Here is a 23,126-nt window from a genome sequence, read left to right on the forward strand (position 1 = left end):
GGTCAGTGACCGCTGATCGCGCGCGCCGTGTAGGGCTCCTGCAGCTCCTCGATCTCCTTGTCGCTCAACTCCAGTTCGACGGCGGCCACCGCGTCCTCGATATGTTGCGGCTTGGCCGCGCCGACGATCGGTGCGGCCACCGTGTCCTGGTGCAGCAGCCAGGCGAGGGCGACCTGGGCGCGCGGGACACCGCGGTCGGCGGCGATGCGGGTGACGGCCTCGACGATGGAGCGGTCGCTCTCCAGGTAGAGGCGGCTGCCGAAGTTGTCCTGGGCGCTGCGCTCGGTGACGGTGCCCCAGTCGCGGGTGAGCCGGCCGCGGGCGAGCGGGCTCCAGGGCAGCACGCCGACGCCCTGGTCCGCGCAGAGCGGCAGCATCTCCCGCTCCTCCTCGCGGTAGAGGAGGTTGTAGTGGTTCTGCATGGAGACGAACTTCGTCCAGCCGTTGCGCTCGGCCGTGTACTGGGCCTTGGAGAACTCCCAGGCGTACATCGAACTCGCCCCGATGTAGCGCACCTTGCCCGCCTTGACCACGTCGTGCAGCGCCTCCATCGTCTCCTCGATCGGAGTGGCGTGGTCGTAGCGGTGGATCTGGTAGAGGTCGACGTAGTCGGTGCCGAGGCGGCGCAGGCTGTGGTCGAGCTCGGACATGATGGCCTTGCGGGACAGCCCGGCCCCGTTGGGGCCCGGCCGCATCCGGCCGTGCACCTTGGTGGCCAGCACGATCTCGTCCCGGTCGGCGAAGTCGCGCAGGGCCTTGCCGACGATCTCCTCGCTGGTGCCGTCGGAGTAGACGTTGGCGGTGTCGAAGAAGGTGACGCCCGCCTCCAGCGCCTGCCGGATCAGCGGCCGGGACGCCTCCTCGTCGAGGGTCCACTCGTGGACACCGCGGTCGGGCAGGCCGTAGGTCATGCAGCCCAGACAGATCCGTGACACGTCCAGGCCCGTCGAACCGAGCTTCACGTACTGCATCGTTGCTGCTCCTGCCTTCCGGGGCGATGGTCTCTCAGGAGCGTACGACGTGCTCCGGCGCCGACTTGACTACGACGTCGCGCGGACGATTGGATCCTGACACGTGATCAATACAGCGGACATGCCCACCCAGGGTGTCTCCCGTGTCTCAGGCCCCGGGAAGACCGTCAGCACCGCGCTGCTCGCCCTGGTTTTCGCGGTGTCGGCACTGACCGGTTGCGGCTCGGGCGGCGCGCCCGAGAAGCCGTCCGCGAAGCCGGCCGCTGTACACCTGCCGCCGCGCCACGCCGGTTTCGACTACCAGATCGGCGGCGCCTATCCCCCGCCCGCCGGTGTCCGGATCGTCAGCCGCGACCGGTCCGACTCCCCGGCGCCGGGCCTGTACAACATCTGCTACGTCAACGCCTTCCAGGCCCAGCCGGAGGAACGCTCCTCCTGGCCCGCCGACCTGCTGCTGCGCGACGCCCGCGGCAAGGCCGTCATCGACGAGGACTGGGACGAGCCGCTGCTCGACCTGCGCACCCCGGCCAAGCGGGAGCGCGTGGCGGAGCGGGTCAACCGGTGGATCGACGGCTGCGCGAAGAAGGGCTACGACGCCGTCGAGCCCGACAACTACGACAGCTACACCCGCTCCCACCACCTGCTCACGGCCGCCGACGCGACCGCGTTCATGCGCCTGCTCTCCCGGCACGCGCACGCCCGGCACCTGGCCGTCGGACAGAAGAACACCGCCGAACTGGCCGGACAGCGACGGCGGGCGGGGCTGGACTTCGCGGTCACGGAGGAGTGCGGGCAGTACGACGAGTGCGAGGTGTACGCCAAGGCGTTCGACGACCGCGTGGTGGACATCGAGTACACCGACAGCGGCCTGCGCAAGGCCCTCGCGCGCTGGGGCGACCGGCTGAGCATCGTCCGCCGGGACGTGGACGTCTCCACTCCGGGCAAGCCGGAATACGTCCGAAAGGTGCGGTGACCCCGAGCGGCCCAGGCCGCCGTCAGCGCCGCCCCAGCAGGTCCAGCGCGCTCTCCCAGGGGAACTCGGGCCGCCCGCCGCCCTCCTCGGGCATGCCGTCGTACGGCTCGCCGAAGCGGACGCCCATCCCGCGCAGCCGGATCAGGCTGTCCTGGTAGGCGGGGTGGGCGGCCAGCGCGTCCGCCACACAGGGCAGGACGGCGATCGGCACGCCCAGCCCGGCGGCCTCGCACAGGGTGCCGACGGCGAGGGTGTCGGCCAGTCCGGCCGCCCACTTGTTGACGGTGTTGAAGGTGGCGGGGGCCACCACCACGGCGTCCGGCGGCGGGAACGGGCGCGGGTCGGCCGGGGAGCGCCAGGCGGACCGTATCGGCCGGCCCGTCTGTGCCTCGACGGCGGCGGTGTCGAAGAAGCCGCCCATGGCGACCGGTGTGGCGATGACCCCGACCTCCCAGTCCCGTTCCTGGGCGGCGGTGATCAGCTTGCTGACGCCGGTGGCGATCCCGGCCGCGCAGACGACGACGTAGAGGAAGGGCTTCCGGTCCTGTGGGGTCATCCGGGCACCCTACTGAAGCGGGAAGGTCTGCCCCCGCTCGGCCTCGGGCCGCGGTCCGTGGATGCGCCGCTGCTCCTCCTCGATGCGTACGTCGTTGATGCTCGCCTCCCGCCGGGTCATCAGACCGTGCTCGTCGAACTCCCAGAGTTCGTTGCCGTAGGAGCGCCACCACTGTCCCTCGGCGTCCCGGCACTCGTACTGGAAGCGGACGGCGATGCGGTTGCCGTCGAAGGCCCACAGGTCCTTGCGCAGCGCGTAGTCCCGCTCGCGCTGCCACTTGGCGGTGAGGAACGCGACGATCTGCTCGCGGCCGGTGACGAACGTGCCGCGGTTGCGCCAGACGGAGTCCTCCGAGTAGGCGAGCGCGACCTTGTGCGGGTCGCGGGTGTTCCAGGCGTCCTCGGCGGCCTGGACCTTCTGCGCGGCGGTCTCGCGGGTGAAGGGCGGCAGCGGCGGGCGGTCGGTCATGGTGGGGCTCCTCGGCTCGGACGACACCGGAGAACGAGCGTTCTCCAGCTGGGCTGCTACCGTAGGAGAACGTTCGTTCTCTCGTCAAGGAGTGGGGTCGCAGATGGACAGCTCGGTCGCCCGGGACCAGGCGCTGGACGCCGCGGAGGAGCTGTTCTACGCCCGCGGCATACAGTCCGTGGGCATGGACGAGCTGCGCGGCGCCTCGGGCGTGTCGCTCAAGCGCCTCTACCAGCTCTTCCCCACCAAGGAGCAGCTCGTCGAGGCGTATCTGGCCCGGCGGGACGAGCGCTGGCGCCGGCGGCTCGCCGAGCACGTGGCGGGCCGGCCGGACCCGCGGGAGCGGATCCCGGCCGTCTTCGACTGGCTGGAGGGGTGGTTCGGCGAGGACGGCTTCCGCGGCTGCGCGTGGATCAACGCGTACGGCGAGCTGGGCGCGACCTCGGCCCGCGTGGCGCGACAGGTGCGCGCGCACAAGGAGGCGTTCCGGGACTACCTCGCCTCGCTCGTCGCCGACGCGGAACTGCCCGCCGCACTCACCGGCCCCCTGTTCCTGCTGGCCGAGGGCGCCATGGTCACGGCGGGCGTCACCGGGAGCACCCAGCCGGCGGCCGAGGCCCGCGAGGCGGCGCGGGTGCTGGTGGCCGCCGCCGGCTAGGGCCATTCCAGCGGATCAGGCCCGTCCATCAGATCAGGCCGGTCCGGCGGCCTGGCCCATGCCGGGTCGCTCGCCGCCCTGCTGTGGCGGCGAATCGCGGCAGATCAGACCCGTCGGGCGGATCGGGCCGGCTCCAGTCGGCGGCGCTTCATCCGCACCTGTGGGCGGGGCCGATGGGGGCACCCCGCCGCACGAGGGGGCGCCTCGCGATTCCGACATGATCCGCCGGACGGGCGCCGGGCCGGGTCAGCCCGCCGGCTCTGTCACCTTGATCGCGCTCACCGGGCAGGCGCGGGCCGCCTCGCGGGCCATCGGGTCGCTCGCTCCGTCCTCGTGGCCGGGGATCAGCGTGCTGTAGCCGTCGTCGTCCTGGGTGAACACGCCCGGCGCGGTCAGCGCGCACTGGCCCGCGCCGATGCAGACGTCCTTGTCGATCTCGATGTGCATGGGTCCAGCCTCTTACCAGTTCACGGGGAGTTCCAGCATCCCCTGGATCGTGTCGCCGGGTTTGAAGGGGATCTCCTCGGCGGGTGCGGCCAGCCGGAGGCCGGGCAGCCGCCGGAGCAGGGTGCCGAGGGCGATCTCCAGCTCCGCACGGGCCAGGTTCTGGCCCAGGCACTGGTGGATACCGAAGCCGAAGGCCACGTGGTGGCGGGCGGGGCGGTGGAAGTCCAGGGCGTCGGGGTCGTCGTACAGGGACGCGTCGCGGTTGATGACCGAGGTCGCGAAGAGCACGCCCTCGCCGGCGCGGATCGTGGTGCCTGCGACCTCGATGTCCTCCAGGGCCACCCGCAGCATGCCCTCCGCGATGGACAGCATCCGCATCAGCTCCTCGACGGCGGCGGGCAGCAGCGCCGGGTCGGCGTGCAACTCGGCCAGCCGATCGGGGTGCTGGAGCAGCGTGTAGGTGCCGAGGGAGATCATGTTGGCGGTCGTCTCGTGACCGGCGACCAGCAGGATGACGGCCAGCGAGAGCAGTTCGGCCCGGTCCAGCGCGCCCTCGCGCAGCTGCTCGTGGACGAGGTCGTCCAGGACCCCGTCACCGGGCTCGGCCTGCCGCGCCTTGCGGTCGATCAGGTCGCCGAGGTAGGCCTCCAGCCGCTCGCGCGCCTGCTGGGTGTCGGCGGCCGACGGACCGCGCAGCAGCCTGCGGGACTGCTCCTCGAAGAACTCGTGATCGGCGTACGGCACCCCGAGCAGATCGCAGATCACCATGGACGGCACGGGCAGGGCGAAGGCGGAGACCAGTTCGGCGGGCGGACCCTGCTCGATCATCGCGTCCAGAAGCCCGTCCACGATCCGCTGGATGGTGGGCCGCAGCGCGGTGGCGCGTTTGAGGGTGAACGACGGGATCATCATCCGCCGCTGCCTCTGGTGCACGGGGTCGTCCACGCCGAGCAGCGCGACCCGGCGGTCGCGGACGGCGGCGAAGCGGGCGGTGGGCATGGGGAAGTCGGGGCGGCTGCGGTCGGTGGACAGGCGGCCGTCGGCGAGCAGCGCGCGGGCGGTGGCATGGCCGGTGACCAGCCAGACCTCGCGGCCGTCGAAGAGGGTGGCGCGGGACAGGGCTCGCCCGTCGCGCAGCGGCTGGTATCCGGTGGGCGGCTGGTAGGGGCAGGTGCGGTCCTGGGGGAAGGCGACGGGTTGTTCGGCCGGGGTCGCCGGGCCGGTGATGTCCGTCAGTTCCGTCATGGAAAGACCTCGCAGACGAAGGAAGTGCGTCGTGCCGATCTTCATTAGATGCCCGGGGCATCTATGCGACGACGACAAGTTCGGCCAGATCGGTGATCGGTGCGATCTGGCCGAAGAGTGGGGGCACCGGGGGCGGGAACGCGCCGAAATTCGCTTGCCGCCGGGGAACCGGCGGCCCGAGGATCTGACTATGTTGCCTATGGACACCATTCTGCCTCTGACCGCCGCCACCGTCCTTCCGGTGCGGGGCCAGCAGCAGCCCGGCCGGCATCGGAGGCCCGATCCTGCGCGCCCGTGACGGCCGCGCTCCTGGCCGGCCTGCTGGCCGGCTACGGCATCGCGATTCCCGTCGGCGCGGTCGGGACCTACCTGGTCTCGCTGACCGCCCGCACCTCGCTGCGCACCGGCGCCTGCGCCGCCCTCGGCGTCGCCACGGCCGACGGCCTGTACGCGCTGCTCGCCGCGGCGGGCGGATCCACCCTGGCGGCAGCGCTGCGACCGGTGCTGACCCCGCTGCGCTGGGCCTCGGCCCTGGTCCTCGTCGCCCTCGCGGTCCGGGGCGCGGTCCTCGCCCTGCGCCAGTACCGCGCCCACCGCATGGCCACCCGCCCCGAGCGGCCGGTTCCCGGCGCCGGACGCGCGTATCTCGGCCTTCTCGGGATCACCCTCCTCAACCCCGTCACGGTGATCTACTTCGTCGCCCTGGTGCTCGGCACCAGCACCACGGACGCCGTACGACCCCTGGAGCGGGCCGCGTTCGTCCTGGCGGCCTTCGCCGCCTCCGCCAGCTGGCAGCTGCTGCTGGCCGGCGGCGGCGCCCTGCTCGGCCGCGTCCTCACCGGCCACCGGGGACGGTTGGCGACTGCGCTGCTCTCCAGCGGGGTGGTCCTGGTGCTGGCGGTGCGGATGACCTTGACACCCGGGTGACCGGCGGCGGGTCAGAGCACGCACGTGCTCTCGGGGCCCGGGGCAAAGGCGCGGGCTACGGCGAGGCTGTCCTCGTAGACGTGGTGGCGTACGACCAGGCCGTCCCGGACGGTGAGGTGCAGGGCGAACCGGGCGGTGTAGGAGCGGCCGGTCGGTTCGGCCGTCTGCCGGATGGCACCGAGCACGACCGCGTCGTCGCCGTCGACCAGGATGCGCTCGATCCGGGTGTCCGCCTTCTCCGGGATGTGGTGGGCGGCCAGCTCGCGGTAGTGGGCGACGGCGTCGGCGCGGGTGGAGCGGTGCCGGATCCACGGGGTGTCGGCGCGGCCGTGCTCGTCCTCGGGCCAGCTCAGTTTCCAGTCCCCGTGCTCCGCGTACAGCTCGCCGATCCGTTCGGCGTCGCCCTGGCCGATCCTGCGGAGCAGTTCCTCCACGACGGAGCGGGTCGGGGTGGTGCGGGCGGGAAACATGAGCGCGCTGCCCCCTTTCTCGTCTCTCTTCTCGTCTCTCGGCCGGCTGCGGCGGGTGCGGTGATCACCCCCGCGGGGATCACTGTGCCCGAGGCGTCGGGGGTGGCGCGATGACCCGCGGGGTAATCACCCGCCTGGGCGAAGTGCCGTGCGGTACGGATGATTCGGGCGACCGGGGGTGTTGTAACCGGTCGCACGTCAGTCGTTGGACCGACCAAGGAGACGGATGCCATGCCACTTGAGGGCGAGTACGAACCCAGCCCGACGCAGTGGGTGCGCGAGCAGGTCGAGCTGTACGAGAGCTCGGGCGGGACGAAGGGGACGACGCTGATGGACACCGGGATGCCGGTGATCATCCTGACCACTCGCGGCGGCAAGAGCGGGAAGATCCGCAAGACGCCGCTGATGCGCGTGGAGCACGGGGGGCGGTACGCCGCGGTCGCCTCGCTCGGCGGTGCGCCCAAGCATCCCGTCTGGTACTTCAACGTGAAGTCCGATCCCCATGTGGAGCTGCAGGACGGTGCGGTCAAGCGGGACATGCGGGCCCGTGAGATCACCGGCGCGGAGAAGGCCGAGTGGTGGGAGCGGGCCGTGGCCGCGTATCCGCCGTACGCCGACTACCAGAAGAAGACCTCGCGCGAGATCCCGGTGTTCGTCCTGGAGCTGCCCGACGAGAGCTGATTCAGGCCGGGAAGCGGCTCGTTTTAGAAAAATCTGTGTCTCGGACGCATGAACCGGCTTCCGGACGGGCAGTCGTGCGTCAGGGCCCCGCCGCGTTCCCCCGTCGCGGCGGGGCCCTTCTGTGCCCGGGCGAACGGGTGGCGCCGTGTGGGCCTCCCGCTCGAGGGGCGCGGGGCGAGGAAGGAGTCCCCCATGGCGAAGTACAAGAAGAAGAAACTTCCCCTCGTCTACGCACCGCTCGGCTTCGTGCTCAGCTGGGCGGGCGGGGCCCTTGCGGGGCTGGCCTTCCGCAGGACGTGGCTGGCGCTCCGGCACGAGGAGGCCCCGCCCGACGCGCTGGACCCGGACCGCGGCTGGGGCGAGATCCTGCTCGCCGCGGCGGTCCAGGGCGCCATCTTCGCCGTGGTACGCAGCGCCGTCGACCGCACCGGCGCGAAGGCCATCGCCCGGTCGACGGGCGCGTGGCCGGTCCCCGAGAAGGGCGACCGGGGCTGATCCGCGGACCGGACCTCAGGGCCAGCCCATCGGGTCGGGCCTGCGGGCCGGGCCTCCGGGCCGAGCCTCCAGACCCGGCCCCCAGGCTTTGGGGCCACTGCGCCAGGCCTGCGGGCCGAGCCTCCAGGCCGGGCATCCAGACCGGGCCACTGAGTCGGGCTGCGGGCCGGGCCCCCAGGCGGGCCACCGAGTCGGGCCACCGAGTCGGGCCTCCAGACCGGGCCCCTGCGCCAGGCCTGCGGGCCGGGCCCCAGGCCAGGCATCCAGACCGGGCCACCGAGTCGGGCCTGCGGGCCGGGCCCCCAGGCGGGCCACCGAGTCGGGCCACCGAGTCGGGCCTCCGGGCCAGGCCTCCAGACCGGGCCCCTGCGCCAGGCCTGCGGGCCGGGCCCCAGGCCAGGCATCCAGACCGGGCCACCGAGTCGGGCTGCGGGCCGAGCCTCCGGACCAGGCCTCCAGATCGGGCCCCAGGCTGAGGCCTCTGCACCAGGCCTGCGGGCCGGGCCCCAGGCCGAGCATCCAGACCGGCCACTGAGTCGGGGTGCGGGCCGGGCCTCCGGGCGGAGCCTCCAGACCCGGCCTCCAGATCGGGCCTCTGAGTCGGGCCTGCGGGCCGGGCCTCCGGGCGGGTCTGAGTGACGGGCCCCGGGCCGGGCCCGCATGTCGGGCCCCCGGGCCGGGCCCGGGTGTCGAGTCTCCCGGCCGGGCCCCCGTGTCAGTCGGTGGTCAGCCAGACTCCGTCGCGCATCAGTTCCCGGCCCTGCAGCTCGTTCTCCTCGCGCCAGGCCTGGATGCGTTGTGGGAGGACGTTGAAGTACAGGTAGCGGGTGGTGAGTCGGCGTGGGTCGAAGCCGGTCTTGCCGGCGAAGATCTCGGCGTCCTCCTCGGGGAGGTCCTCGGGGGTCACGGCCCGGACGACGCCCTCGATCATCACGACGTCGCGGGTCGGTCCGATCCCGATGCGGGCCTTGCCGGTGGCCAGGAGGTTGCGGCCGGTGGGGCTGGCGGCCGGGGTGGCGATCAGCAGGGTGGCGCCGTCCCAGACGAACGACAGCGGGACGAGGTAGGGCGCGCCACCGTCCTCGCCCGCGCTGGCGACCCAGGCGTCCTCGTCGTGCTCCAGCCGGTGGAGGGTGTCCTTCTTGCGCTGTTCGGCGGTGCGGGCGGGCGGCGGGGTCATGTCGTACGGCCTCCTCGGGACGGGCTGGTACTCGTATGACGTGCGGACGGCGTCCAGTGTGACCGTCACCCTTCCGTCTGCGCACGGATGTGATCAAGGCGTGTCTGGGCCGCCGTCAGCAGCAGGTCCAGTGCGGCCGGGTAGGAGCTGGTCCGCATGGAGGCCACGAGGTGGCGGGCGGTGGCCGCGATGTTCGGGTGGGTGTCGGCGGGCAGCCGGGCGTAGGTGTCCCGCCACACCTCGGCCTCGGCCTGCTGGGCGGCCCGGGGCAGGGCGGTGACGGCGGAGTCCAGGGCACCGAAGGCGAGGGCCTGGTCGACGAAGGCGTGGTAGATCCGTACCGCCTCCGGATCCGGGAAGCCGGCCCGGCGCAGCACGCCGATCATGCTCTCGACGGCCTGGATCTCGTGCACCCGGCCGGTGACGCGGTGGGCGCTGAGCATCGCGGCCCGGGGGTGGGCGAGGGCGCCCGCGTGCATGCGCAGGCCGAGGTCGCGCAGGTCGGCGCGCCAGTCGCCGGTGGGCCGCCAGACCCGCAGGGTACGGCCGATCAGCTCGTCGGCGATGGCGAGCATCAGGTCGTCGGTGTGCCGGAAGTACCGGTACAGGGAACTGGGATCGGCGCCCAGGGCGCGGCCGAGGCGGCGGACGGAGAGGGCGTCGGCGCCGTGCTCCTCGATCAGCCGGAGCGCGGTCTCGACGATCAGCTCCGCGGAGAGCACGACGCCCTGTTTGGTGGGGCGCCTGCGCTGCCGGTCGGCGGCCGGGACGACGCGGTCGGTCATGAGAGCCCTCCCTGGTGTGTGCCCGGCACCTTATGACAACACCGTTGACCTGTGAAGCGTACGGGCGGTTTCATCTGCGGTCACCGGGGCCGACCAGGCCCCCCGGTGCGAGCGGAGAGCCGGCGATGAGCGAGACCCCCTTCGGTGTGGATCCACCCGCGCAGCCCGAGCTGCGCAAGTCCCTGAGCGTGCTGGACGGCGTCGCCGTCGCCGCGTCCAGCACGGCCGCGACCACCAGCATCGGCATCGGCCTCGGTGTGACGGCCGGCGTGGTCGGCCTGCATCTGCCGGCCATCATGCTGCTGGCGTTCCTGCCGATCCTCGGCATCGCCGGCGCCTACTCCCGGCTGAACCGGGTGGAGCCCAACGCGGGCAACGGCTACGTGTGGGTGGGCCGTTCGCTCAACCCCTGGCTCGGTTTCATGGTGGGCTGGGTCAACTTCGTGGCGAGCGTGGCGTTCCTCGCGTACACCACGGCGGTCACCGGTTCCGCGATGCTGCAACTGGCCGGGGACGCGGGCCTGCACCGGATCGGCTCGCTCGCCCTGGATCCGGACTCGACCGCGCAGACCACGGCGGTCGGCATCCTGGTCCTCGTCGCGGTGACCCTCACCGCCGTGACGGGCGTGCGCACCGCGGCCCGGCTGCAGACCTGGCTGCTGGTCTTCGAGTACGCCGTGCTGCTGGGCTTCTGCGGATACGGCATCGTGGCCGGCCCACACCCCTTCCGGCTGTCCTGGTTCAACCCGTTCGAGATCCCCTCGGCGACCGGGCTGGCGCAGGGGCTGCTGCTGTCGGTGTTCTGCTACTGGGGCTTCGATGCCGCGTTCACCGTCAACGAGGAGGTGCGCGACCCTCGGGACGCCTCCAAGGCCGGGACGATCACCCTGGTGACGATGCTCGGACTCTTCCTGCTCGGCTCGATCGCCTTCCAACGGGTGCTGTCCGAGGGCGAGCTGGCCGGACACGGGGCGCAGGGGCTGGCGTACTTCGGTGACCGGCTGGCCTCTCAGCCGCTGGCCGCACTGCCCCTGGTGGCGCTGATGTTCTCGGCGGTGGCCTCGCTGCAGGCCGGGGTCATCCCGACGGCCCGCGGCATGTTCGCGATGAGCCGGGACCGTACCCTCGGACCGGTGTGGTCCAAGGTCAGCCCCCGGTACGGGACGCCGGCGGTCGGAACCCTGCTGATCGGGGCCCTGGCCACGACGGTGGCGGTGCTCGCGCTGGTGATCCCGCGCCTCTCCGACATGATCAATGCGACGGTGAACGCCGTCGGGATCGTCGTCGCCCTGTCCTACGCGCTCACCGCGCTCGCCGCCGCCGTGCGCTTCCGGTCCCTGCTGCGCGAGGACTGGCGGCAGGGGGTACGAGCTGTGGTGCTGCCCACGCTGAGCGCCCTCGCCCTGCTGGGTCTCGGCGGCTACCTCGGCTGGTCCTTCTACAGCTCCGCCGACCACTTCGAGGTCAGCGCGGACAACGGCTGGTTCCTGCTGCTCATGCCGCTGGTGATGATCGCGTCCGGGTTCGTCGTGGCCGCGTGGGCGAGGTGGGTGCGCCGATCCCCGTACTTCCGCACCGGCGTGGGCACCGACGCCGACTCCCAGCAGCTTCTGACCACCGCCAACTGACCTACCAGGAAAGGCATCATGCACGCTGATCTGCTCTTCACCGGCGGCTCCGTCCTCACTCCCGAGGGACGTACCGCGACCGCCGTGGCCGTCACCGGGGGCCGCATCACCGCCGTCGGGCACGGCGAGGTGCGCGAACTGGCCGGGCCGCGCACGGAGGTGGTCGACCTGGCCGGGCGGCTGCTGCTGCCGGGCTTCCAGGACGCGCACGTCCATCCGGTGCCGGCCGGGCTGGAACTGTCCCAGTGCGACCTGACCGGGAGGACGACCGCCGAGGACACCGTGGCCGCCGTACGCGCGTACGCCGAGGCCCACCCCGAGCGGGGGTGGATCCTCGGCGGCGGCTGGTCGATGGAGGCGTTCGAGGGCGGAACGCCGACGAAGGAGCTGCTGGACGCGGTCGTCCCGGACCGGCCGGTGTACCTGCCCAACCGGGACCACCACGGCGCCTGGGTGAACAGCCGCGCGCTGGAGCTGGCCGGCATCGACCGGGACACGCCCGACCCGGCCGACGGACGCATCGAGCGGGACGCCTCCGGCGAGCCGAGCGGCACGCTGCAGGAGGGTGCGATGCAGCTGGTCGGCCGGCTGACCCCGCCCGCCACCGCGGCGGACCGACTGGCCGCACTGCTGCACGCCCAGCGGCATCTGCACGCCCTCGGCATCACCGCGTGGCAGGACGCGCTGGTCGGGGACTTCCTCGGCATGGACGACCCGGCCGAGGCGTATCGGACGGCGGCCCGGGACGGCTCGCTCACGGCGCGGGTGACCGGCGCCCTGTGGTGGGACCGGGAGCGCGGTGCCGAGCAGATCCCCGAACTCGTCGCGAAGCGGGCCGCGTTCAGCCACGGCCGGTTCCGCGCGGGCACCGTGAAGCTGATGCTGGACGGGGTCGCCGAGAACCACACGGCCGCGCTGCTCGACCCCTACCTCGACAAGTGCGGCTGTGCCACCGCCAACCGCGGCAAGAGCTTCGTCGATCCTGCCCAACTCCCCAAGTACATAACCGAGTTGGACGCGCTCGGCTTCCAGTGCCACTTCCACGCGCTGGGCGACCGGGCCGTACGGGACGCGTTGGACGCCGTCGAGGCGGCGCGCGCGGCCAACGGGCCGAGCGACACCCGGCCGCACCTGGCGCACCTGCAGGTGGTGCACCCGGACGACGTGCCGCGCTTCGCCCGGCTCGGCGCCACCGCCAACATCCAGCCGCTGTGGGCCGCGCACGAGCCACAGATGGACGAGCTGACGATCCCGTTCCTCGGGCCCGAACGGGCCGCCTGGCAGTACCCGTTCGGGGCGCTGCTGCGCTCCGGGGCGCGGCTGGCGGCGGGCAGCGACTGGCCGGTGAGCAGCCCCGATCCGCTCCAGGGCATCCATGTCGCGGTCAACCGCGTGGAACCGGGCGGCACCGGGCCGGTGTTCCTGCCAGACGAGCGGCTGAGCCTGACGGACGCGCTCACGGCGTACACGGCCGGTTCGGCGTACGTGAACCACCTGGACGACACCGGCCGGGTGGCCGTCGGGGCGCTGGCCGACCTGGTGGTGCTGGACCGCGATCCGTTCGCCGGGCCGCCGGAGGCGATCGCGGAGACGAGCGTGGCGCTCACCTATGTGGGCGGCGAGCGGGTGTACGCGGCCGCCGGGGCGTGAGGCGGTTCGTTTGTCACCGGTGCACAAGTACCGCACGGACAACTGTCCGTGAGTGATGAGCCCGCGGGAGTTACTCGCGGGTATCGTCACCAGGGTGCCGAAGAGAGCCGCAGCGCTGGGCGTGGACACGGGCGGCCCGTTCAAGGCGTTGCCCCCGGGTCTGCCGGACCGCCTGAGACCGTATGTCCCCGAGATCACCGAGGAGGTCGTCCGCGCGATCGGGACCGGGATCCCGGAGTACGCGCGCCCCATGGACGACACGTACATACAGGCCGTGAACCGCGGCGTGGACCACGCACTGCGCGGGCTGCTGGAGCGGATGGCGCAGCCGGACACCGACTGGGAGCCGGTGCGGGAGACGTACGAGCGCATCGGCCGCGGGGAGGCAGAGGAGGGCCGCAGCCTCGACTCGTTCCAGTCGGCGCTGCGGCTCGGCGCCCGGGTGACCTGGCGCCGGGTCAACGCGCTGGTGGACGGCGGGCTGCTGCCCCGCCATGTGCTGGGCGCCTTCGGCGAGGCGCTGTTCCTGCACCTGGACGAGATGGCCGCCGCGGCGACCGCCGCCTACACCGAGGCCCGGCTGCACGCGGCCGGTGAACTCCAGCAGCGGCGGGCCCGGTTGGTGGACCTGCTGACCGCCGATCCCCCGGCCTCCGCCGGGGCGATCGCCGATCTCGCGCATGCCGCGCGCTGGACGGTGCCGCGGGCGGTGGCGGTGGTGGCCGTGGATCCCGGGCCCGGGGCGGGGCCGATCGTGCCGCCGGAGTTCCTCACCCGGTTCGACGTGCAGCCCGCGCTGCTGGTGGTGCCCGATCCGGAGGGGCCGGGCCGGGCGCGGGCGGTGGCGGGCGCGCTGCAGGGGCTGCGCGCCGCGATGGGGCCCACGGTGGCGCTGCACGAGGGTGCGCGGTCGCTGCGCTGGGCCACCGAGGCACTGGACCTCGTACGGCGCGGTGTGCTGTCCGGCACGGACGCGGCCGGCGGTGTGGTGCGCTGCCAGGACCACCTGTCCACCCTGCTGCTCCTGCGCGACGACGCGTTGCTGGACGCGATGGCCGAGCGGTGGCTGCGCCCGCTGGAACAGGTGCGCCCGCCGCAGCGGGAGCGGCTGGCGGAGACCCTGCTGGGCTGGCTGCAGTCCGGTCGCGGAGTCGCCGAGGTGGCCGCACGCCTGGCGGTGCACCCGCAGACGGTCCGCTACCGGATGCGGCAGCTGGACGAGTTGTTCGGCGAGCTGCTGCACGACCCTGCGGCCCGCTTCGAGATCCAGCTGGCGTTACGGGCCCGGGAGCTGCGCGGGGGTGCCGCGGCCGGGGCCACGACCCCCGGGTGACTTCCTGGACAGGTGTCCGGCTATCCTGGACACCTGTCCAAGTAGAGGGAGGGGTTCGTCGGTCATGGAGATCGTGGCGAACGTGCTGGTCGGCCTGGTGGCCGCGCTGCACGCGTACATCCTGGTGCTCGAGATGTTCCTGTGGCAGAAGAAGCCGGGGCGGGGACTGCACGGGTTCGATCCGGAGATGGCCCGGGCGACCGCGCCGCTGGCCGCCAACCAGGGCCTGTACAACGGCTTTCTGGCGGCGGGCCTGGTGTGGGGGCTGATCGCGGCCGATCCGATCGGGTTCCGGGTGCAGGTGTTCTTCCTGTCGTGTGTCGTGGTGGCGGGCGTGTTCGGCGCCGCCACGGCCAACCGCCGCATCCTGTTCGCCCAGGCACTGCCCGGCGCGCTGGCCCTGGCGGCCGTGCTCGCCGCACGATGACCCGGGCGCCCCAGGAGGACCCGCGGGCCGCGCGCACCCGCGCCCGGCTGCGCGCGGCCCTGCTCGCGGAGTGCGCCGAGCGCCCACTGGAGGAGGTCGGCGTGGCCGCGCTGGTGCGCCGGGCCGGGGTGGGCCGGGCCACGTTCTACGTCCACTACGACGGGCTGGAGGCGCTGGCGGTCGACGCGTGCGCGGACGTCGTACGGCAGGCGGTGGACGCGCTGCACGCCTGGCGGGGGCGGCCCGACCCGGTCAACTCGCCGCCCGCGCTACGGGAGTTCTTCGCCGGTCTCGCCCCGCACGCGGCGCTGTACCGCTCGCTGCTCGCGCCGGGCGGCGGCGGGCCGCTCGGCCGGGTGCTGCACCGGGATCTGCGGGCCCGCAGCCTCGCCGAGCGCGAGCTGGCCGGCGCGGCGGACGCCCCGCTGGTCGCCTCGGCGGTGGCGGCGACCTTCGCGGGGGTCCTCGCGGACTGGCTGCACGGGCTGCTGGAGGCCGGACCCGAGGAAGTCGCGGACCAGGTGTGGCAGTTGCTGGTCGCGCTGCACCGCAGCCGGTGAGCGGTCACTGGCAGCCGACGCCGTGCTTCTCCTGCGGCCAGGCCTCCACTCCGTCGGCGGTGCGGACGTAGGCCGTCTCCTTGTCGTCGGTGAGCCACAGGTGCCAACCCCGGTAGTGGTACCCGGTGTCCCGGGCGTCGGCCGGCATGGTCACGTCCTTGCGGTACGGCGCCTTGAGCAGGCCGTCCCGGCCGAGGACGCCGTCGGGGTCGCGGAGGTACGTGCGCTCGCCCAGGGTGAGGAGGTGGCCCGACTGCCAGCCGCAGTGTTCCGCCCCGGGGGAGCTGCTGAGCCGGCTCACCGGTACCCGCCGGCCGTTCCGGTCCGTCCAGATCTCCCAGCCCTGGGCGGCCGTGAACTTCGCGGGGAGTTCGGCGGGGTCGCAGGAGGCGTTCGTCTCCGGGCCCCAACCGGGCCGGTCCTTCTGGTCCTTGGCCACCACGACGGCCACCTTGGTGCGGCCCTTGACGTCGAAGGAGTACAGCACCCGGTCGGCCTCCCTGCGTTCCACGCGGTAGCCGTGGTCGGGCTGCGCCGGCTGGGCCATGTCGAAGTAGAGCTTCAGCCCCGCCTCCGGCGTGTCACCGCCGTCCGACTTGCTCCACCCGTCGGGGCCGCCGCCGTCGAAGATCTCCCCGTCGCACTCCAGTGCGCGGCCGGCGGCCCCGGAGGCCAGGCGCAGGGAGCGGGGGCCGCTGCCGTCCACGGCCTTGGTGGGGACGTACAGCGGTCCGCTGTACGGGGTGGCGGGCGCCGCTCCCTTGACCACCACCCGCACTCCCGTGCCGTCGTCGCACCCCACGGCCGTCACGGCCGCCAGCACCGCCACCGCCACAAGTCCTCTGCGCATGCCCGCCCCTGTTCCTGGACCGTCGTTGCGCTCCTGAGACGCGGGGTCGGGCCGGAACGTTCGAGGCTCAGCGGACCTGCTGGAACGTCCGCCGGTACGCCTGCGGGGACACGCCGATCGACGCGTGCAGGTGCTGGCGCAGGGAGGCGCCGGTGGCGAAGCCGACCTCGGCGGCGATGCGGTCCACCGACAGGTCGCTGGACTCCAGCAGGTGCCGGGCGCGGACGACGCGCTGCTGGACGATCCAGCGGCCGGGGCTGAGGCCGACCTCGTCGTTGAAGCGGCGGGCGAAGGTGCGCAGGCTCATCCGGGCGTGCCGGGCGAGATCGGAGAGGGTCAGCGGCTCGTCCAGGCGCTCCAGGGCCCAGGCGCGGGTGGCGGCCGTGCTCGCCGCGCCGCTCTCCGGGACCGGCTGCTCGATGTACTGGGCCTGGCCGCCGTCCCGGAACGGGGGCACGACGCAGCGGCGGGCGACGGTGTTGGCCAGGTCGCTGCCGTGGTCGGTGCGGACGATGTGCAGGCAGATGTCGACGCCGGAGGCGGCCCCGGCCGAGGTGAGCATCCGGCCGTCGGCCACGAACAGCACGTCCGGGTCCAGCTCCACCCGCGGGTACCGGCGGCGGAACAGGTCGGCCACCTGCCAGTGGGTGGTGGCCCTGCGCCCGTCGAGGAGGCCGGCCTCGGCGAGGACGAAGGCGGCGGTGCAGATGGAGACGATGCGCGCGTCCGGGCGGATCCGGGCGAGGGCCGAGGCGACCTCGTCGGGCAGGTCGGCGGGGATGTGGGAGGGAGGCATCGAGGTGACGATCACCGTGTCGGCGGTCTCCAGGATCTCCGGGCCGTGCTCGACGGTGATGCCGAAGTCGGCGTTGGTGCGCACCGGACCGCCGTCGACGGTGCAGGTCAGCACCTCGTAGCGGCCGTCGGCCGCGCCAAGGATACGGCTGGGGATGCCCAGCTCGAAGGGGTAGACGCCGTCGAGGGCCAGGACGGCCACTCGCTCCGGACTCGCTGTGCCACGCATGGCACGATCCTATCGAAGCTTGGCAATCGTGCCATTTCCCGGGCGGGCGAACCCCGGCAGGCTGGGTGACCATGAGCGATGTGAACACGATGCGTGCGATCAGTCAGGACGTCCTCGGCGGTCCCGAGGTGCTGAAGGAAGTACGGGTGGAGCGGCCGGCGCCGCGCCCGAACGAGGTGCTGGTCCGGGTGCGGGCCGCCGGGGTCAACCCGACCGACTGGAGGCACCGGGCGACCGGCGGGTTCCTGGGCGAACCGCCGTTCGTCCTCGGCTGGGACGTCTCCGGCGAGGTCGCGGAGACCGGGATCGGGGTGGCTGCCTTCCAGCCCGGCGACGAGGTCTTCGGCATGGTGCCCTACCCCTTCGGCCACGGCTCGCACGCCGAGTACGTCACCGTCCCGGCCCGCGCCCTGGTACACAAGCCGGCCTCCGTCGACCACGTCCAGGCGGGCGCGCTGCCGCTGGTGTCGTTGACCGCCTGGCAGGCCCTGACGGAGCACGCGGGCCTGAAGCCCGGGCAGCGGGTGCTGATCCACGCGGCGGCCGGCGGGGTCGGGCACGTGGCCGTGCAGATCGCCAAGGCGCTGGGCGCGTATGTGATCGGCACGGCGAGCGCCCAGAAGCACGACTTCCTGCGGGAGATCGGCGTGGACGAGGCGATCGACTACCGGTCCGTGGACGTCACCGAGGCGGTGCGGGACGTGGACGTGGTGCTGGACACGCTGGGCGGCGAGACGTCCGTGCGGTCGCTGCGCGTGCTGCGTCCGGGCGGGGTGGTCGTGTCGATCCTCCCGGTCGGCGACCAGGACTTCTACGACGAGGCCGAGCGGCTCGGTGTGCGGGCGGCGCGGATGCTGGTGGACGCCGACCGGTCGGGCATGCGGGCGGTCGCGGACCTGGTGGAGCAGGGCAAGCTGCGGGCCACGATCGCGGGCACCTTCCCGCTGGCCGATGCCGCCAAGGCGCACGAGCTGGGCGACACCGGCCGGACGACGGGGAAGCTGGTCCTGCTGGTGGACTGAGCCCCGGGGCTCAGAAGGTGAGTACGGGCTTGATCGCCTTGCCCGCGGTCATGTCCCGTACCGCCCGGTCGATGTCCGCGAACGGATAGGTGCTGATCAGGCGGTCCAGCGGGAGCCGCCCCTCCCGCACCAGCCGGACCAGGGCCGGGATGAACGCCTGGGTCTCGCTGTCACCCAGGGTCAGGCCGACGATCCGCTTGCCTGCGAGCAGCCCGTTGACGTCCAGCGAGACCTCGGTGCCGAAGGGCGGGGCACCGACGACGACCAGGGTGCCGCGGGCGGCGAGCGCGTCGACGCCCTCGCTCAGGACGGCCACGTTGCCCGTCGTCTCGACGACGCCGTCGGCGCCCCGGTACCCCGTCAGGTGGTGGATCGTCTCGGGCACGCTCTCCTCGGTCGCGTCGATGGTGTGGGTCGCGCCCAAATCCTCGGCGAGTGCCAGCCGTTCGGGGACCCGGTCGACGGCGATGATCGTGGTGGCCGGGGTGAGCGCGGCCGCCATCACCGCCGACAGACCGACCGCTCCGGCACCGAGGACGACGAGCGAGCTGCCGGCCTCCGGCTTCAGTACGTTCCAGACGGCGCCGACTCCGGTCTGCACCCCGCAGCCCAGCGGGGCGATCGACTCCAGCGGCACGTCCGGGTCGACCTTGACCAGACTGCGCTCGTCCACCAGGGCCCGTTCCGCGAACGAGGACTGGCCGAAGAAGTGGCCGCCGAGCGGCTCCCCGCCCCGGCTGAGGGTGTGGGTGCCGTCCGCCCGGCGGCCGCCGATCAGGTTGAGCGGCAGCCAGGTCGCACAGTAGGCGGGGTGGCCGCCGTGGCAGTTGCGGCACGTCCCGCAGGAGGTGAAGGACAGCACGACGTGGTCGCCGGGGGCCACACCGGTGACCTGGGAGCCGACGGCCTCGACGACGCCGGCGCCCTCATGACCCAGAACTCCCGGGAGCGGGAAGGGCAGCGCGCCGCTCGCCACGCTGAGGTCGGTGTGGCACAGGCCGGTCGCCACCATACGGACCAGCGCCTCGTGCGGTCCGGGCGCGTCGAGTTCGACCTCGCTGAGGGTGAAGGGCGCTCCACCGGACTCGACGACGGCGGCACGGGTGGTGATGGACATCCTGAACTCCTCGGTGATGCCGCTCAGTCGAGCGAGACGACGACGGACTTGACCTTGGTGTAGGCGGCCAGCGCCTCGGGGCCGTACTCGCGGCCGAACCCGGAGTTCTTGACGCCGCCGAACGGTACCGCGGGGTCGAGCAGCGCCCAGTCGTTGACCCAGACGATGCCGGCCTGGAGGCGGGCGGCGATGCGGTGGGCGCGGGCGAGGTTGCCGGTCTGGACGCCCGAAGCCAAGCCGTAGGGCGTGGAGTTGGCGAGCACGACGGCCTCGTCCTCGGAGTCGAAGGGCTGCACGGTGAGGACGGGCCCGAAGATCTCCTCCTGGACGACCCGGGAGTCGTTCGGCAGGTCGGCGATGACGGTGGGCCGGTAGTAGAAGCCGCCGTTCAGGTCCAGGCGCTCGCCGCCGCAGACGACGCGGCCGCCCTCCTTGCGGGCGAGGTCGACGTACTCCTCGACCTTGCGCAGATGCCGTTCACCCGCCATCGGGCCGACGACGGTGTCCGGGTCGCGCGGGTCGCCGACCGGGACGCCGGGGACGGCCTGGGCGAGGATGCCGAGCAGGGTGCTGTAGACCGGGCGGGCGACCAGCAGGCGGGGGCCGCCCATGCAGAACTGGCCGGTGTTGAACACGAATCCCTTGATGACCGCGCCGACCGCCTTCTCCAGGTCGGCGTCCTCGAAGACGATGTGGGCCGCGTTGCCCCCGAGTTCCATGGTGACCGGTTTGAGGGCCTGGCCCGCGGCGCCGGCCACGTGCCGGCCGACGGCGGTGGAGCCGGTGAAGGCGATCTTGTCGACGCCGGGGTGGGCGATCAGTGCCTCGCCGGCCACCGGGCCGCCGCCCGTGACGACGTTGACGACACCGGCCGGGACGCCCGCCTCGGTGAGCAGCCGGGCCATGTACAGGGCGCTGAGCGGGGTCTCGTCGGCGGGCTTGTGGACGACGGTGTTGCCGGCGGCGAGGGCGGGGCCGAGCTTCGAACCGGCCAGGATCAGCGGGAAGTTGAAGGGGGTGATGGCGGCGACCACGCCGAGCGGCTCGCGCCGGGTGTAGGCGAGGGCGTTGAGGGGGGTGTCGCGGGTGGCGCCGTCGAGGGTGAAGGCCAGGGAGGCGTAGTACTCGTAGTCGTTCGCCGCGTTGGCGACGTCGACGGCCTTGCACAGGGTGATCGGCTTGCCCACGTCGAGGCTTTCCAGGGCCGCCAGTTCCTCGGCGTTCTCCCGGATCAGCTCGGCCACGCGGTGCAGGACGCGGCCGCGCTCCCGGCCGCTCAGCCCGGACCACTCCCCCGCGTCGAAGGCCTCTCGGGCGGCGCGTACGGCGGCGTCGACGTCGTCGGCGCCCGCCTCGGCGACGGTGGTGACCGCCTGCCCGGTGGACGGGTCGATCACCTCGCTGCGGGCGCCGCCGGTGGCCTCGCGCCAGTGTCCGCCGATGAACAGCTGACCCGGACCGGTGTCGATGGTGGTCGTCATTGCCCACTCCCCAGCGTAGATCGCCAAGTTTTCAATAAACAGGATTCCTGTTGGTCTGCAGTCTCGTTTCGGTCAGGTTTCCTGTCAATGGTCTAGGGTGGGCGCATGGTCGGTACAAGGACAGGCCCGTCACTGCTCTACATGGTCAAGCAGGTGGAACTCGCCGCGCGCTCCCGCCTGGACGAGCTGGTCAAGCCCGCCGGGATCACGGCCCTGCAGTACACGGCCCTCACGGTGCTGGAGCGGCACGACGGCCTCTCCGCGGCCCAGCTCGCCCGTGACTCGTTCGTCACCGCCCAGTCCATGGCCGACCTCGTGCGCTCCCTGGAGACGCGTGGGCTGATCCGCCGCGAGCGCAATCCGCAGAGCCGGCGCGAGCTGCTGATCCTGCTCACCGACGCCGGGCGCGAGCTGCTGGCGCACTTCGCCGAGCCGGTGCGGGAGCTGGAGGAGCGGATGGTCGAGGACCTCACGGCGCATCAACGGGAGCAGTTCCGGCGGGCGCTGTCGAAGGCGTGGCACGCGCTGTCGTAGCCCCGCGGAACCCCGCCGTCCTCATCACGGAACGACACGCGGCGCCAAACTCGAAGACATATGTCAATCGAACATGCTCAAATTCCTTCCATCAAGGGTAACTTGACGGTCGAGAAAAGGTTTTCCAGGCGCGCGTGGGAGGTGATGCCGTCGTGCAGGAGGAGCCCACGCCGCTCACTCGGCATCTGCGCATACGCGAGGACCGCGGACACACGGTGCTGGAGTTCCGCGGCGAGATCGACATCGCGGCGGCGACGGAGATCGCTCCCGCCCTGGACCGGGTCACCGACCGGCTCGGGGTCCGGATCGTGATCGACCTGCGGTCCGTGGAGTTCTTCGACTGCTCGGGGCTGCGCCTGCTCTACCGGGCCCGCAGCCGGGTGCTGGAGCGGGGCGGGCGGCTGCACCTGGTGTGCACCCACCCGCTGACCCTGCGCGTCTTCCGGGTCACCGGACTGTCCCGGCTGCTGCCGCCGCAGCCGACGCTGGACGCGGCCCTGGAGCAGTCCGAGGCCGCGTCCGGCTCACTGTGACGACGGCGTCTAGGCGCTTCTCGAGTCCTCGAACAGGGCGCTCACGGACTCACCGTTGTGAATACGGCGCACGGCCTCGGCGAGCGCCGGGCCAATGGAGAGGATGCGCAGCTTGTCGGTGTGCTCGTCGAGGGGCACCGGGACGGTGTTGGTGCACACGATCTCCAGCACGTCGGGCTGCTCGCTCAGCCGCTTGAGCGCACCGGCCGCGAACAGGCCGTGCGTACAGGCCACCCGGATCGAGCGCGGCCCCAACTCCCGGAGTCTTTCGAGGAGTTCGATGACGGTGCTGCCCTTGGCGATCTCGTCGTCCAGCACGATGACGTCCCGGTCGGCCACGTCCCCGATCACGGAGCTGATGCTCACCCGGTCGTCCGCGAACCGCTGTTTGGCGCCGGCCGCCACCTGTGCGCCGATCAGCCGGGCGAAGGCGGCGGCCTCCTTGGCGTTGCCGAGGTCCGGGGAGACGACCGTGGTGCGCGTGAGGTCGTACTGCCGGAAGTGCGCGGCCAGTTCACGCAGCGCGTGCAGGTGGTCCACCGGCACGGAGAAGAAGCCGTGCACCTGCGGCGCGTGCAGGGTCATGGCGAGGACCCGGCTCGCGCCCGCCGCCACCAGCAGGTCGGCGACCAGCCGCCCGCCGAGGGAGATACGGGGCGCGTCCTTCTTGTCGGAGCGGGCGTAGGAGTAGTGGGGCATGACCACGGTGATCCGGCCGGCCGACGCACCCCGGGCCGCGTCGCACATCAGCAGCAGCTCCACCAGGTGCTCCTGCACCGGCCTGACCAGCGGCTGGATCAGGAAGACGTCCCGTTCGCGGCAGTTGGCCTGAAGCTGCACCTCCAGACAGTCGTTGGCGAACCGGCTGACCCGGGTCGGGCTGAGCGGCACGCTCAGGTGGGCGCAGACCTCCTGGGCCAGTTCGGGGTGGGCACTGCCACTGAAGACGGCGATGTCTCGCACGATCCGCTCCTCGCATGATCAACACGGGCTGCGCCGGTCATGCTACTGGCGACGCGAGACGGCCCGGCGCGTACGTCATTCGGTGCCATTCCATCAACGCAGCGGTCTGGAACGGTATTTTGCGGGAATCCGGTGAGGAGGAAGGAGG

General features: G+C 72.5%; 26 protein-coding genes. 13 read left to right on the forward strand and 13 right to left on the reverse strand.

Translation table 11 applies throughout. The features are described from left to right. Positions 1-2: 2 nt before the first annotated feature. Positions 3-971 carry an aldo/keto reductase gene (locus CRP49_RS40335; protein WP_097258342.1) on the reverse strand — a complete coding sequence of 323 codons (969 nt, stop codon included), beginning with the start codon at positions 969-971 and terminating at the stop codon, positions 3-5. 121 nt (positions 972-1,092) lie between these two features. Between CRP49_RS40335 and CRP49_RS40340 the strand changes: the two genes are divergently transcribed. After that, positions 1,093-1,944, forward strand: a complete 852-nt coding sequence (locus CRP49_RS40340; protein WP_097258343.1) for an endo alpha-1,4 polygalactosaminidase — start codon at positions 1,093-1,095, stop codon at positions 1,942-1,944. A gap of 22 nt (positions 1,945-1,966) precedes the next feature. Here CRP49_RS40340 and CRP49_RS40345 read toward each other — a convergent pair whose 3' ends face one another. Then, positions 1,967-2,500, reverse strand: coding sequence for a flavoprotein (locus CRP49_RS40345; protein ID WP_097258344.1), 534 nt, complete (start codon positions 2,498-2,500; stop codon positions 1,967-1,969). Positions 2,501-2,509: 9 nt separating this feature from the next. Continuing rightward, on the reverse strand, positions 2,510-2,968 hold the full coding sequence (locus tag CRP49_RS40350) for a nuclear transport factor 2 family protein (protein WP_097258345.1): 459 nt from the start codon (positions 2,966-2,968) through the stop codon (positions 2,510-2,512). A 103-nt stretch (positions 2,969-3,071) separates the two neighbouring features. On the opposite strand from CRP49_RS40350, the gene CRP49_RS40355 reads away from it, so the two are divergent. After that, positions 3,072-3,626, forward strand: a complete 555-nt coding sequence (locus tag CRP49_RS40355) for a TetR/AcrR family transcriptional regulator (protein ID WP_097258346.1) — start codon at positions 3,072-3,074, stop codon at positions 3,624-3,626. A gap of 246 nt (positions 3,627-3,872) precedes the next feature. Here CRP49_RS40355 and CRP49_RS40360 read toward each other — a convergent pair whose 3' ends face one another. Beyond that, entirely contained in the window at positions 3,873-4,073 is a 201-nt protein-coding gene (locus tag CRP49_RS40360; RefSeq protein WP_097258347.1) for a ferredoxin, read from the reverse strand. Between the two features lie 12 nt (positions 4,074-4,085). Further along, the gene (locus CRP49_RS40365; protein ID WP_097258348.1) at positions 4,086-5,318 is read right to left on the reverse strand and encodes a cytochrome P450; all 1,233 of its coding nucleotides are present in this window, start codon (positions 5,316-5,318) and stop codon (positions 4,086-4,088) included. A gap of 294 nt (positions 5,319-5,612) precedes the next feature. Between CRP49_RS40365 and CRP49_RS40375 the strand changes: the two genes are divergently transcribed. Then, positions 5,613-6,245 (forward strand): LysE family transporter, encoded by a 633-nt coding sequence (locus CRP49_RS40375; protein ID WP_097258350.1) that lies wholly within the window; start codon positions 5,613-5,615, stop codon positions 6,243-6,245. An 11-nt stretch (positions 6,246-6,256) separates the two neighbouring features. Here CRP49_RS40375 and CRP49_RS40380 read toward each other — a convergent pair whose 3' ends face one another. Next, the gene (locus CRP49_RS40380; RefSeq protein WP_097258351.1) at positions 6,257-6,715 is read right to left on the reverse strand and encodes a nuclear transport factor 2 family protein; all 459 of its coding nucleotides are present in this window, start codon (positions 6,713-6,715) and stop codon (positions 6,257-6,259) included. A gap of 231 nt (positions 6,716-6,946) precedes the next feature. On the opposite strand from CRP49_RS40380, the gene CRP49_RS40385 reads away from it, so the two are divergent. After that, on the forward strand, positions 6,947-7,396 hold the full coding sequence (locus tag CRP49_RS40385; RefSeq protein WP_097258352.1) for a nitroreductase family deazaflavin-dependent oxidoreductase: 450 nt from the start codon (positions 6,947-6,949) through the stop codon (positions 7,394-7,396). 192 nt (positions 7,397-7,588) lie between these two features. Then, on the forward strand, positions 7,589-7,891 hold the full coding sequence (locus CRP49_RS40390) for a DUF4235 domain-containing protein (RefSeq protein ID WP_097258353.1): 303 nt from the start codon (positions 7,589-7,591) through the stop codon (positions 7,889-7,891). Between the two features lie 715 nt (positions 7,892-8,606). Here CRP49_RS40390 and CRP49_RS40395 read toward each other — a convergent pair. Together CRP49_RS40395 and CRP49_RS40400 are read right to left on the reverse strand one after the other, a co-directional pair. Further along, the gene (locus CRP49_RS40395) at positions 8,607-9,071 is read right to left on the reverse strand and encodes a pyridoxamine 5'-phosphate oxidase family protein (protein ID WP_094218934.1); all 465 of its coding nucleotides are present in this window, start codon (positions 9,069-9,071) and stop codon (positions 8,607-8,609) included. A gap of 65 nt (positions 9,072-9,136) precedes the next feature. Beyond that, positions 9,137-9,856 carry a TetR/AcrR family transcriptional regulator gene (locus CRP49_RS40400; protein ID WP_097258354.1) on the reverse strand — a complete coding sequence of 240 codons (720 nt, stop codon included), beginning with the start codon at positions 9,854-9,856 and terminating at the stop codon, positions 9,137-9,139. 125 nt (positions 9,857-9,981) lie between these two features. Between CRP49_RS40400 and CRP49_RS40405 the strand changes: the two genes are divergently transcribed. The 5 genes from CRP49_RS40405 (at position 9,982) to CRP49_RS40425 (ending at position 15,454) form a co-directional block, all read left to right on the forward strand. After that, on the forward strand, positions 9,982-11,484 hold the full coding sequence (locus tag CRP49_RS40405) for an APC family permease (RefSeq protein ID WP_097258355.1): 1,503 nt from the start codon (positions 9,982-9,984) through the stop codon (positions 11,482-11,484). Positions 11,485-11,502: 18 nt separating this feature from the next. Beyond that, complete coding sequence (locus CRP49_RS40410) at positions 11,503-13,134, forward strand: amidohydrolase (RefSeq protein WP_097258356.1); 1,632 nt, start codon at positions 11,503-11,505, stop codon at positions 13,132-13,134. 94 nt (positions 13,135-13,228) lie between these two features. Beyond that, positions 13,229-14,467, forward strand: coding sequence for a helix-turn-helix domain-containing protein (locus CRP49_RS40415; RefSeq protein ID WP_257033798.1), 1,239 nt, complete (start codon positions 13,229-13,231; stop codon positions 14,465-14,467). A 64-nt stretch (positions 14,468-14,531) separates the two neighbouring features. Then, positions 14,532-14,894, forward strand: a complete 363-nt coding sequence (locus CRP49_RS40420) for a DUF1304 domain-containing protein (RefSeq protein WP_097258358.1) — start codon at positions 14,532-14,534, stop codon at positions 14,892-14,894. Then, positions 14,891-15,454, forward strand: coding sequence for a TetR/AcrR family transcriptional regulator (locus CRP49_RS40425; protein ID WP_097258359.1), 564 nt, complete (start codon positions 14,891-14,893; stop codon positions 15,452-15,454). Before CRP49_RS40420 ends, CRP49_RS40425 begins: the two co-directional genes overlap by 4 nt. Positions 15,455-15,458: 4 nt before the next feature. Here the strand turns inward: CRP49_RS40425 and CRP49_RS40430 are convergent, their stop codons facing one another. Together CRP49_RS40430 and CRP49_RS40435 are read right to left on the reverse strand one after the other, a co-directional pair. Next, positions 15,459-16,304, reverse strand: a complete 846-nt coding sequence (locus tag CRP49_RS40430; RefSeq protein WP_097258360.1) for a hypothetical protein — start codon at positions 16,302-16,304, stop codon at positions 15,459-15,461. Between the two features lie 67 nt (positions 16,305-16,371). Beyond that, the gene (locus tag CRP49_RS40435) at positions 16,372-17,328 is read right to left on the reverse strand and encodes a GlxA family transcriptional regulator (RefSeq protein WP_097258361.1); all 957 of its coding nucleotides are present in this window, start codon (positions 17,326-17,328) and stop codon (positions 16,372-16,374) included. A gap of 71 nt (positions 17,329-17,399) precedes the next feature. Between CRP49_RS40435 and CRP49_RS40440 the strand changes: the two genes are divergently transcribed. Then, on the forward strand, positions 17,400-18,350 hold the full coding sequence (locus tag CRP49_RS40440; RefSeq protein WP_179851999.1) for an NADP-dependent oxidoreductase: 951 nt from the start codon (positions 17,400-17,402) through the stop codon (positions 18,348-18,350). A 10-nt stretch (positions 18,351-18,360) separates the two neighbouring features. On the opposite strand, the gene CRP49_RS40445 is transcribed toward CRP49_RS40440, so the two are convergent. Both CRP49_RS40445 and CRP49_RS40450 read right to left on the reverse strand, forming a co-directional pair. Then, the gene (locus CRP49_RS40445; protein ID WP_097258363.1) at positions 18,361-19,467 is read right to left on the reverse strand and encodes an NAD(P)-dependent alcohol dehydrogenase; all 1,107 of its coding nucleotides are present in this window, start codon (positions 19,465-19,467) and stop codon (positions 18,361-18,363) included. 23 nt (positions 19,468-19,490) lie between these two features. Then, positions 19,491-20,948 carry an aldehyde dehydrogenase gene (locus tag CRP49_RS40450; RefSeq protein WP_097258364.1) on the reverse strand — a complete coding sequence of 486 codons (1,458 nt, stop codon included), beginning with the start codon at positions 20,946-20,948 and terminating at the stop codon, positions 19,491-19,493. Between the two features lie 105 nt (positions 20,949-21,053). Between CRP49_RS40450 and CRP49_RS40455 the strand changes: the two genes are divergently transcribed. After that, positions 21,054-21,482 carry a MarR family winged helix-turn-helix transcriptional regulator gene (locus tag CRP49_RS40455; protein ID WP_097258365.1) on the forward strand — a complete coding sequence of 143 codons (429 nt, stop codon included), beginning with the start codon at positions 21,054-21,056 and terminating at the stop codon, positions 21,480-21,482. 152 nt (positions 21,483-21,634) lie between these two features. Continuing rightward, positions 21,635-22,015: an anti-sigma factor antagonist gene (locus CRP49_RS40460; protein ID WP_097258366.1), complete on the forward strand. Its 381-nt coding sequence runs from the start codon at positions 21,635-21,637 to the stop codon at positions 22,013-22,015. A gap of 9 nt (positions 22,016-22,024) precedes the next feature. On the opposite strand, the gene CRP49_RS40465 is transcribed toward CRP49_RS40460, so the two are convergent. Beyond that, entirely contained in the window at positions 22,025-22,978 is a 954-nt protein-coding gene (locus tag CRP49_RS40465; RefSeq protein ID WP_097258367.1) for a ribose-phosphate pyrophosphokinase, read from the reverse strand. Positions 22,979-23,126: the final 148 nt, after the last annotated feature.

The organism is Streptomyces sp. Ag109_G2-15 (assembly GCF_900215565.1).
Lineage (GTDB): Bacteria > Actinomycetota > Actinomycetes > Streptomycetales > Streptomycetaceae > Streptomyces > Streptomyces diastatochromogenes.

What these genes read in the sequence shown, in the direction of transcription:
- CRP49_RS40355 (WP_097258346.1), top strand. Translation starts at nt 3,072, where the DNA reads ATGGACAGCTCGGTCGCCCGGGACCAGGCGCTGGACGCCGCGGAGGAG.
- CRP49_RS40335 (WP_097258342.1), bottom strand. Translation starts at nt 971, where the DNA reads ATGCAGTACGTGAAGCTCGGTTCGACGGGCCTGGACGTGTCACGGATC.
- CRP49_RS40430 (WP_097258360.1), bottom strand. Translation starts at nt 16,304, where the DNA reads ATGCGCAGAGGACTTGTGGCGGTGGCGGTGCTGGCGGCCGTGACGGCC.
- CRP49_RS40345 (WP_097258344.1), bottom strand. Translation starts at nt 2,500, where the DNA reads ATGACCCCACAGGACCGGAAGCCCTTCCTCTACGTCGTCGTCTGCGCG.
- CRP49_RS40435 (WP_097258361.1), bottom strand. Translation starts at nt 17,328, where the DNA reads ATGCGTGGCACAGCGAGTCCGGAGCGAGTGGCCGTCCTGGCCCTCGAC.
- CRP49_RS40445 (WP_097258363.1), bottom strand. Translation starts at nt 19,467, where the DNA reads ATGTCCATCACCACCCGTGCCGCCGTCGTCGAGTCCGGTGGAGCGCCC.
- CRP49_RS40350 (WP_097258345.1), bottom strand. Translation starts at nt 2,968, where the DNA reads ATGACCGACCGCCCGCCGCTGCCGCCCTTCACCCGCGAGACCGCCGCG.
- CRP49_RS40385 (WP_097258352.1), top strand. Translation starts at nt 6,947, where the DNA reads ATGCCACTTGAGGGCGAGTACGAACCCAGCCCGACGCAGTGGGTGCGC.
- CRP49_RS40400 (WP_097258354.1), bottom strand. Translation starts at nt 9,856, where the DNA reads ATGACCGACCGCGTCGTCCCGGCCGCCGACCGGCAGCGCAGGCGCCCC.
- CRP49_RS40365 (WP_097258348.1), bottom strand. Translation starts at nt 5,318, where the DNA reads ATGACGGAACTGACGGACATCACCGGCCCGGCGACCCCGGCCGAACAA.
- CRP49_RS40340 (WP_097258343.1), top strand. Translation starts at nt 1,093, where the DNA reads ATGCCCACCCAGGGTGTCTCCCGTGTCTCAGGCCCCGGGAAGACCGTC.
- CRP49_RS40440 (WP_179851999.1), top strand. Translation starts at nt 17,400, where the DNA reads ATGAGCGATGTGAACACGATGCGTGCGATCAGTCAGGACGTCCTCGGC.
- CRP49_RS40420 (WP_097258358.1), top strand. Translation starts at nt 14,532, where the DNA reads ATGGAGATCGTGGCGAACGTGCTGGTCGGCCTGGTGGCCGCGCTGCAC.
- CRP49_RS40360 (WP_097258347.1), bottom strand. Translation starts at nt 4,073, where the DNA reads ATGCACATCGAGATCGACAAGGACGTCTGCATCGGCGCGGGCCAGTGC.
- CRP49_RS40425 (WP_097258359.1), top strand. Translation starts at nt 14,891, where the DNA reads ATGACCCGGGCGCCCCAGGAGGACCCGCGGGCCGCGCGCACCCGCGCC.
- CRP49_RS40395 (WP_094218934.1), bottom strand. Translation starts at nt 9,071, where the DNA reads ATGACCCCGCCGCCCGCCCGCACCGCCGAACAGCGCAAGAAGGACACC.
- CRP49_RS40390 (WP_097258353.1), top strand. Translation starts at nt 7,589, where the DNA reads ATGGCGAAGTACAAGAAGAAGAAACTTCCCCTCGTCTACGCACCGCTC.
- CRP49_RS40380 (WP_097258351.1), bottom strand. Translation starts at nt 6,715, where the DNA reads ATGTTTCCCGCCCGCACCACCCCGACCCGCTCCGTCGTGGAGGAACTG.
- CRP49_RS40455 (WP_097258365.1), top strand. Translation starts at nt 21,054, where the DNA reads ATGGTCGGTACAAGGACAGGCCCGTCACTGCTCTACATGGTCAAGCAG.
- CRP49_RS40410 (WP_097258356.1), top strand. Translation starts at nt 11,503, where the DNA reads ATGCACGCTGATCTGCTCTTCACCGGCGGCTCCGTCCTCACTCCCGAG.
- CRP49_RS40405 (WP_097258355.1), top strand. Translation starts at nt 9,982, where the DNA reads ATGAGCGAGACCCCCTTCGGTGTGGATCCACCCGCGCAGCCCGAGCTG.
- CRP49_RS40450 (WP_097258364.1), bottom strand. Translation starts at nt 20,948, where the DNA reads ATGACGACCACCATCGACACCGGTCCGGGTCAGCTGTTCATCGGCGGA.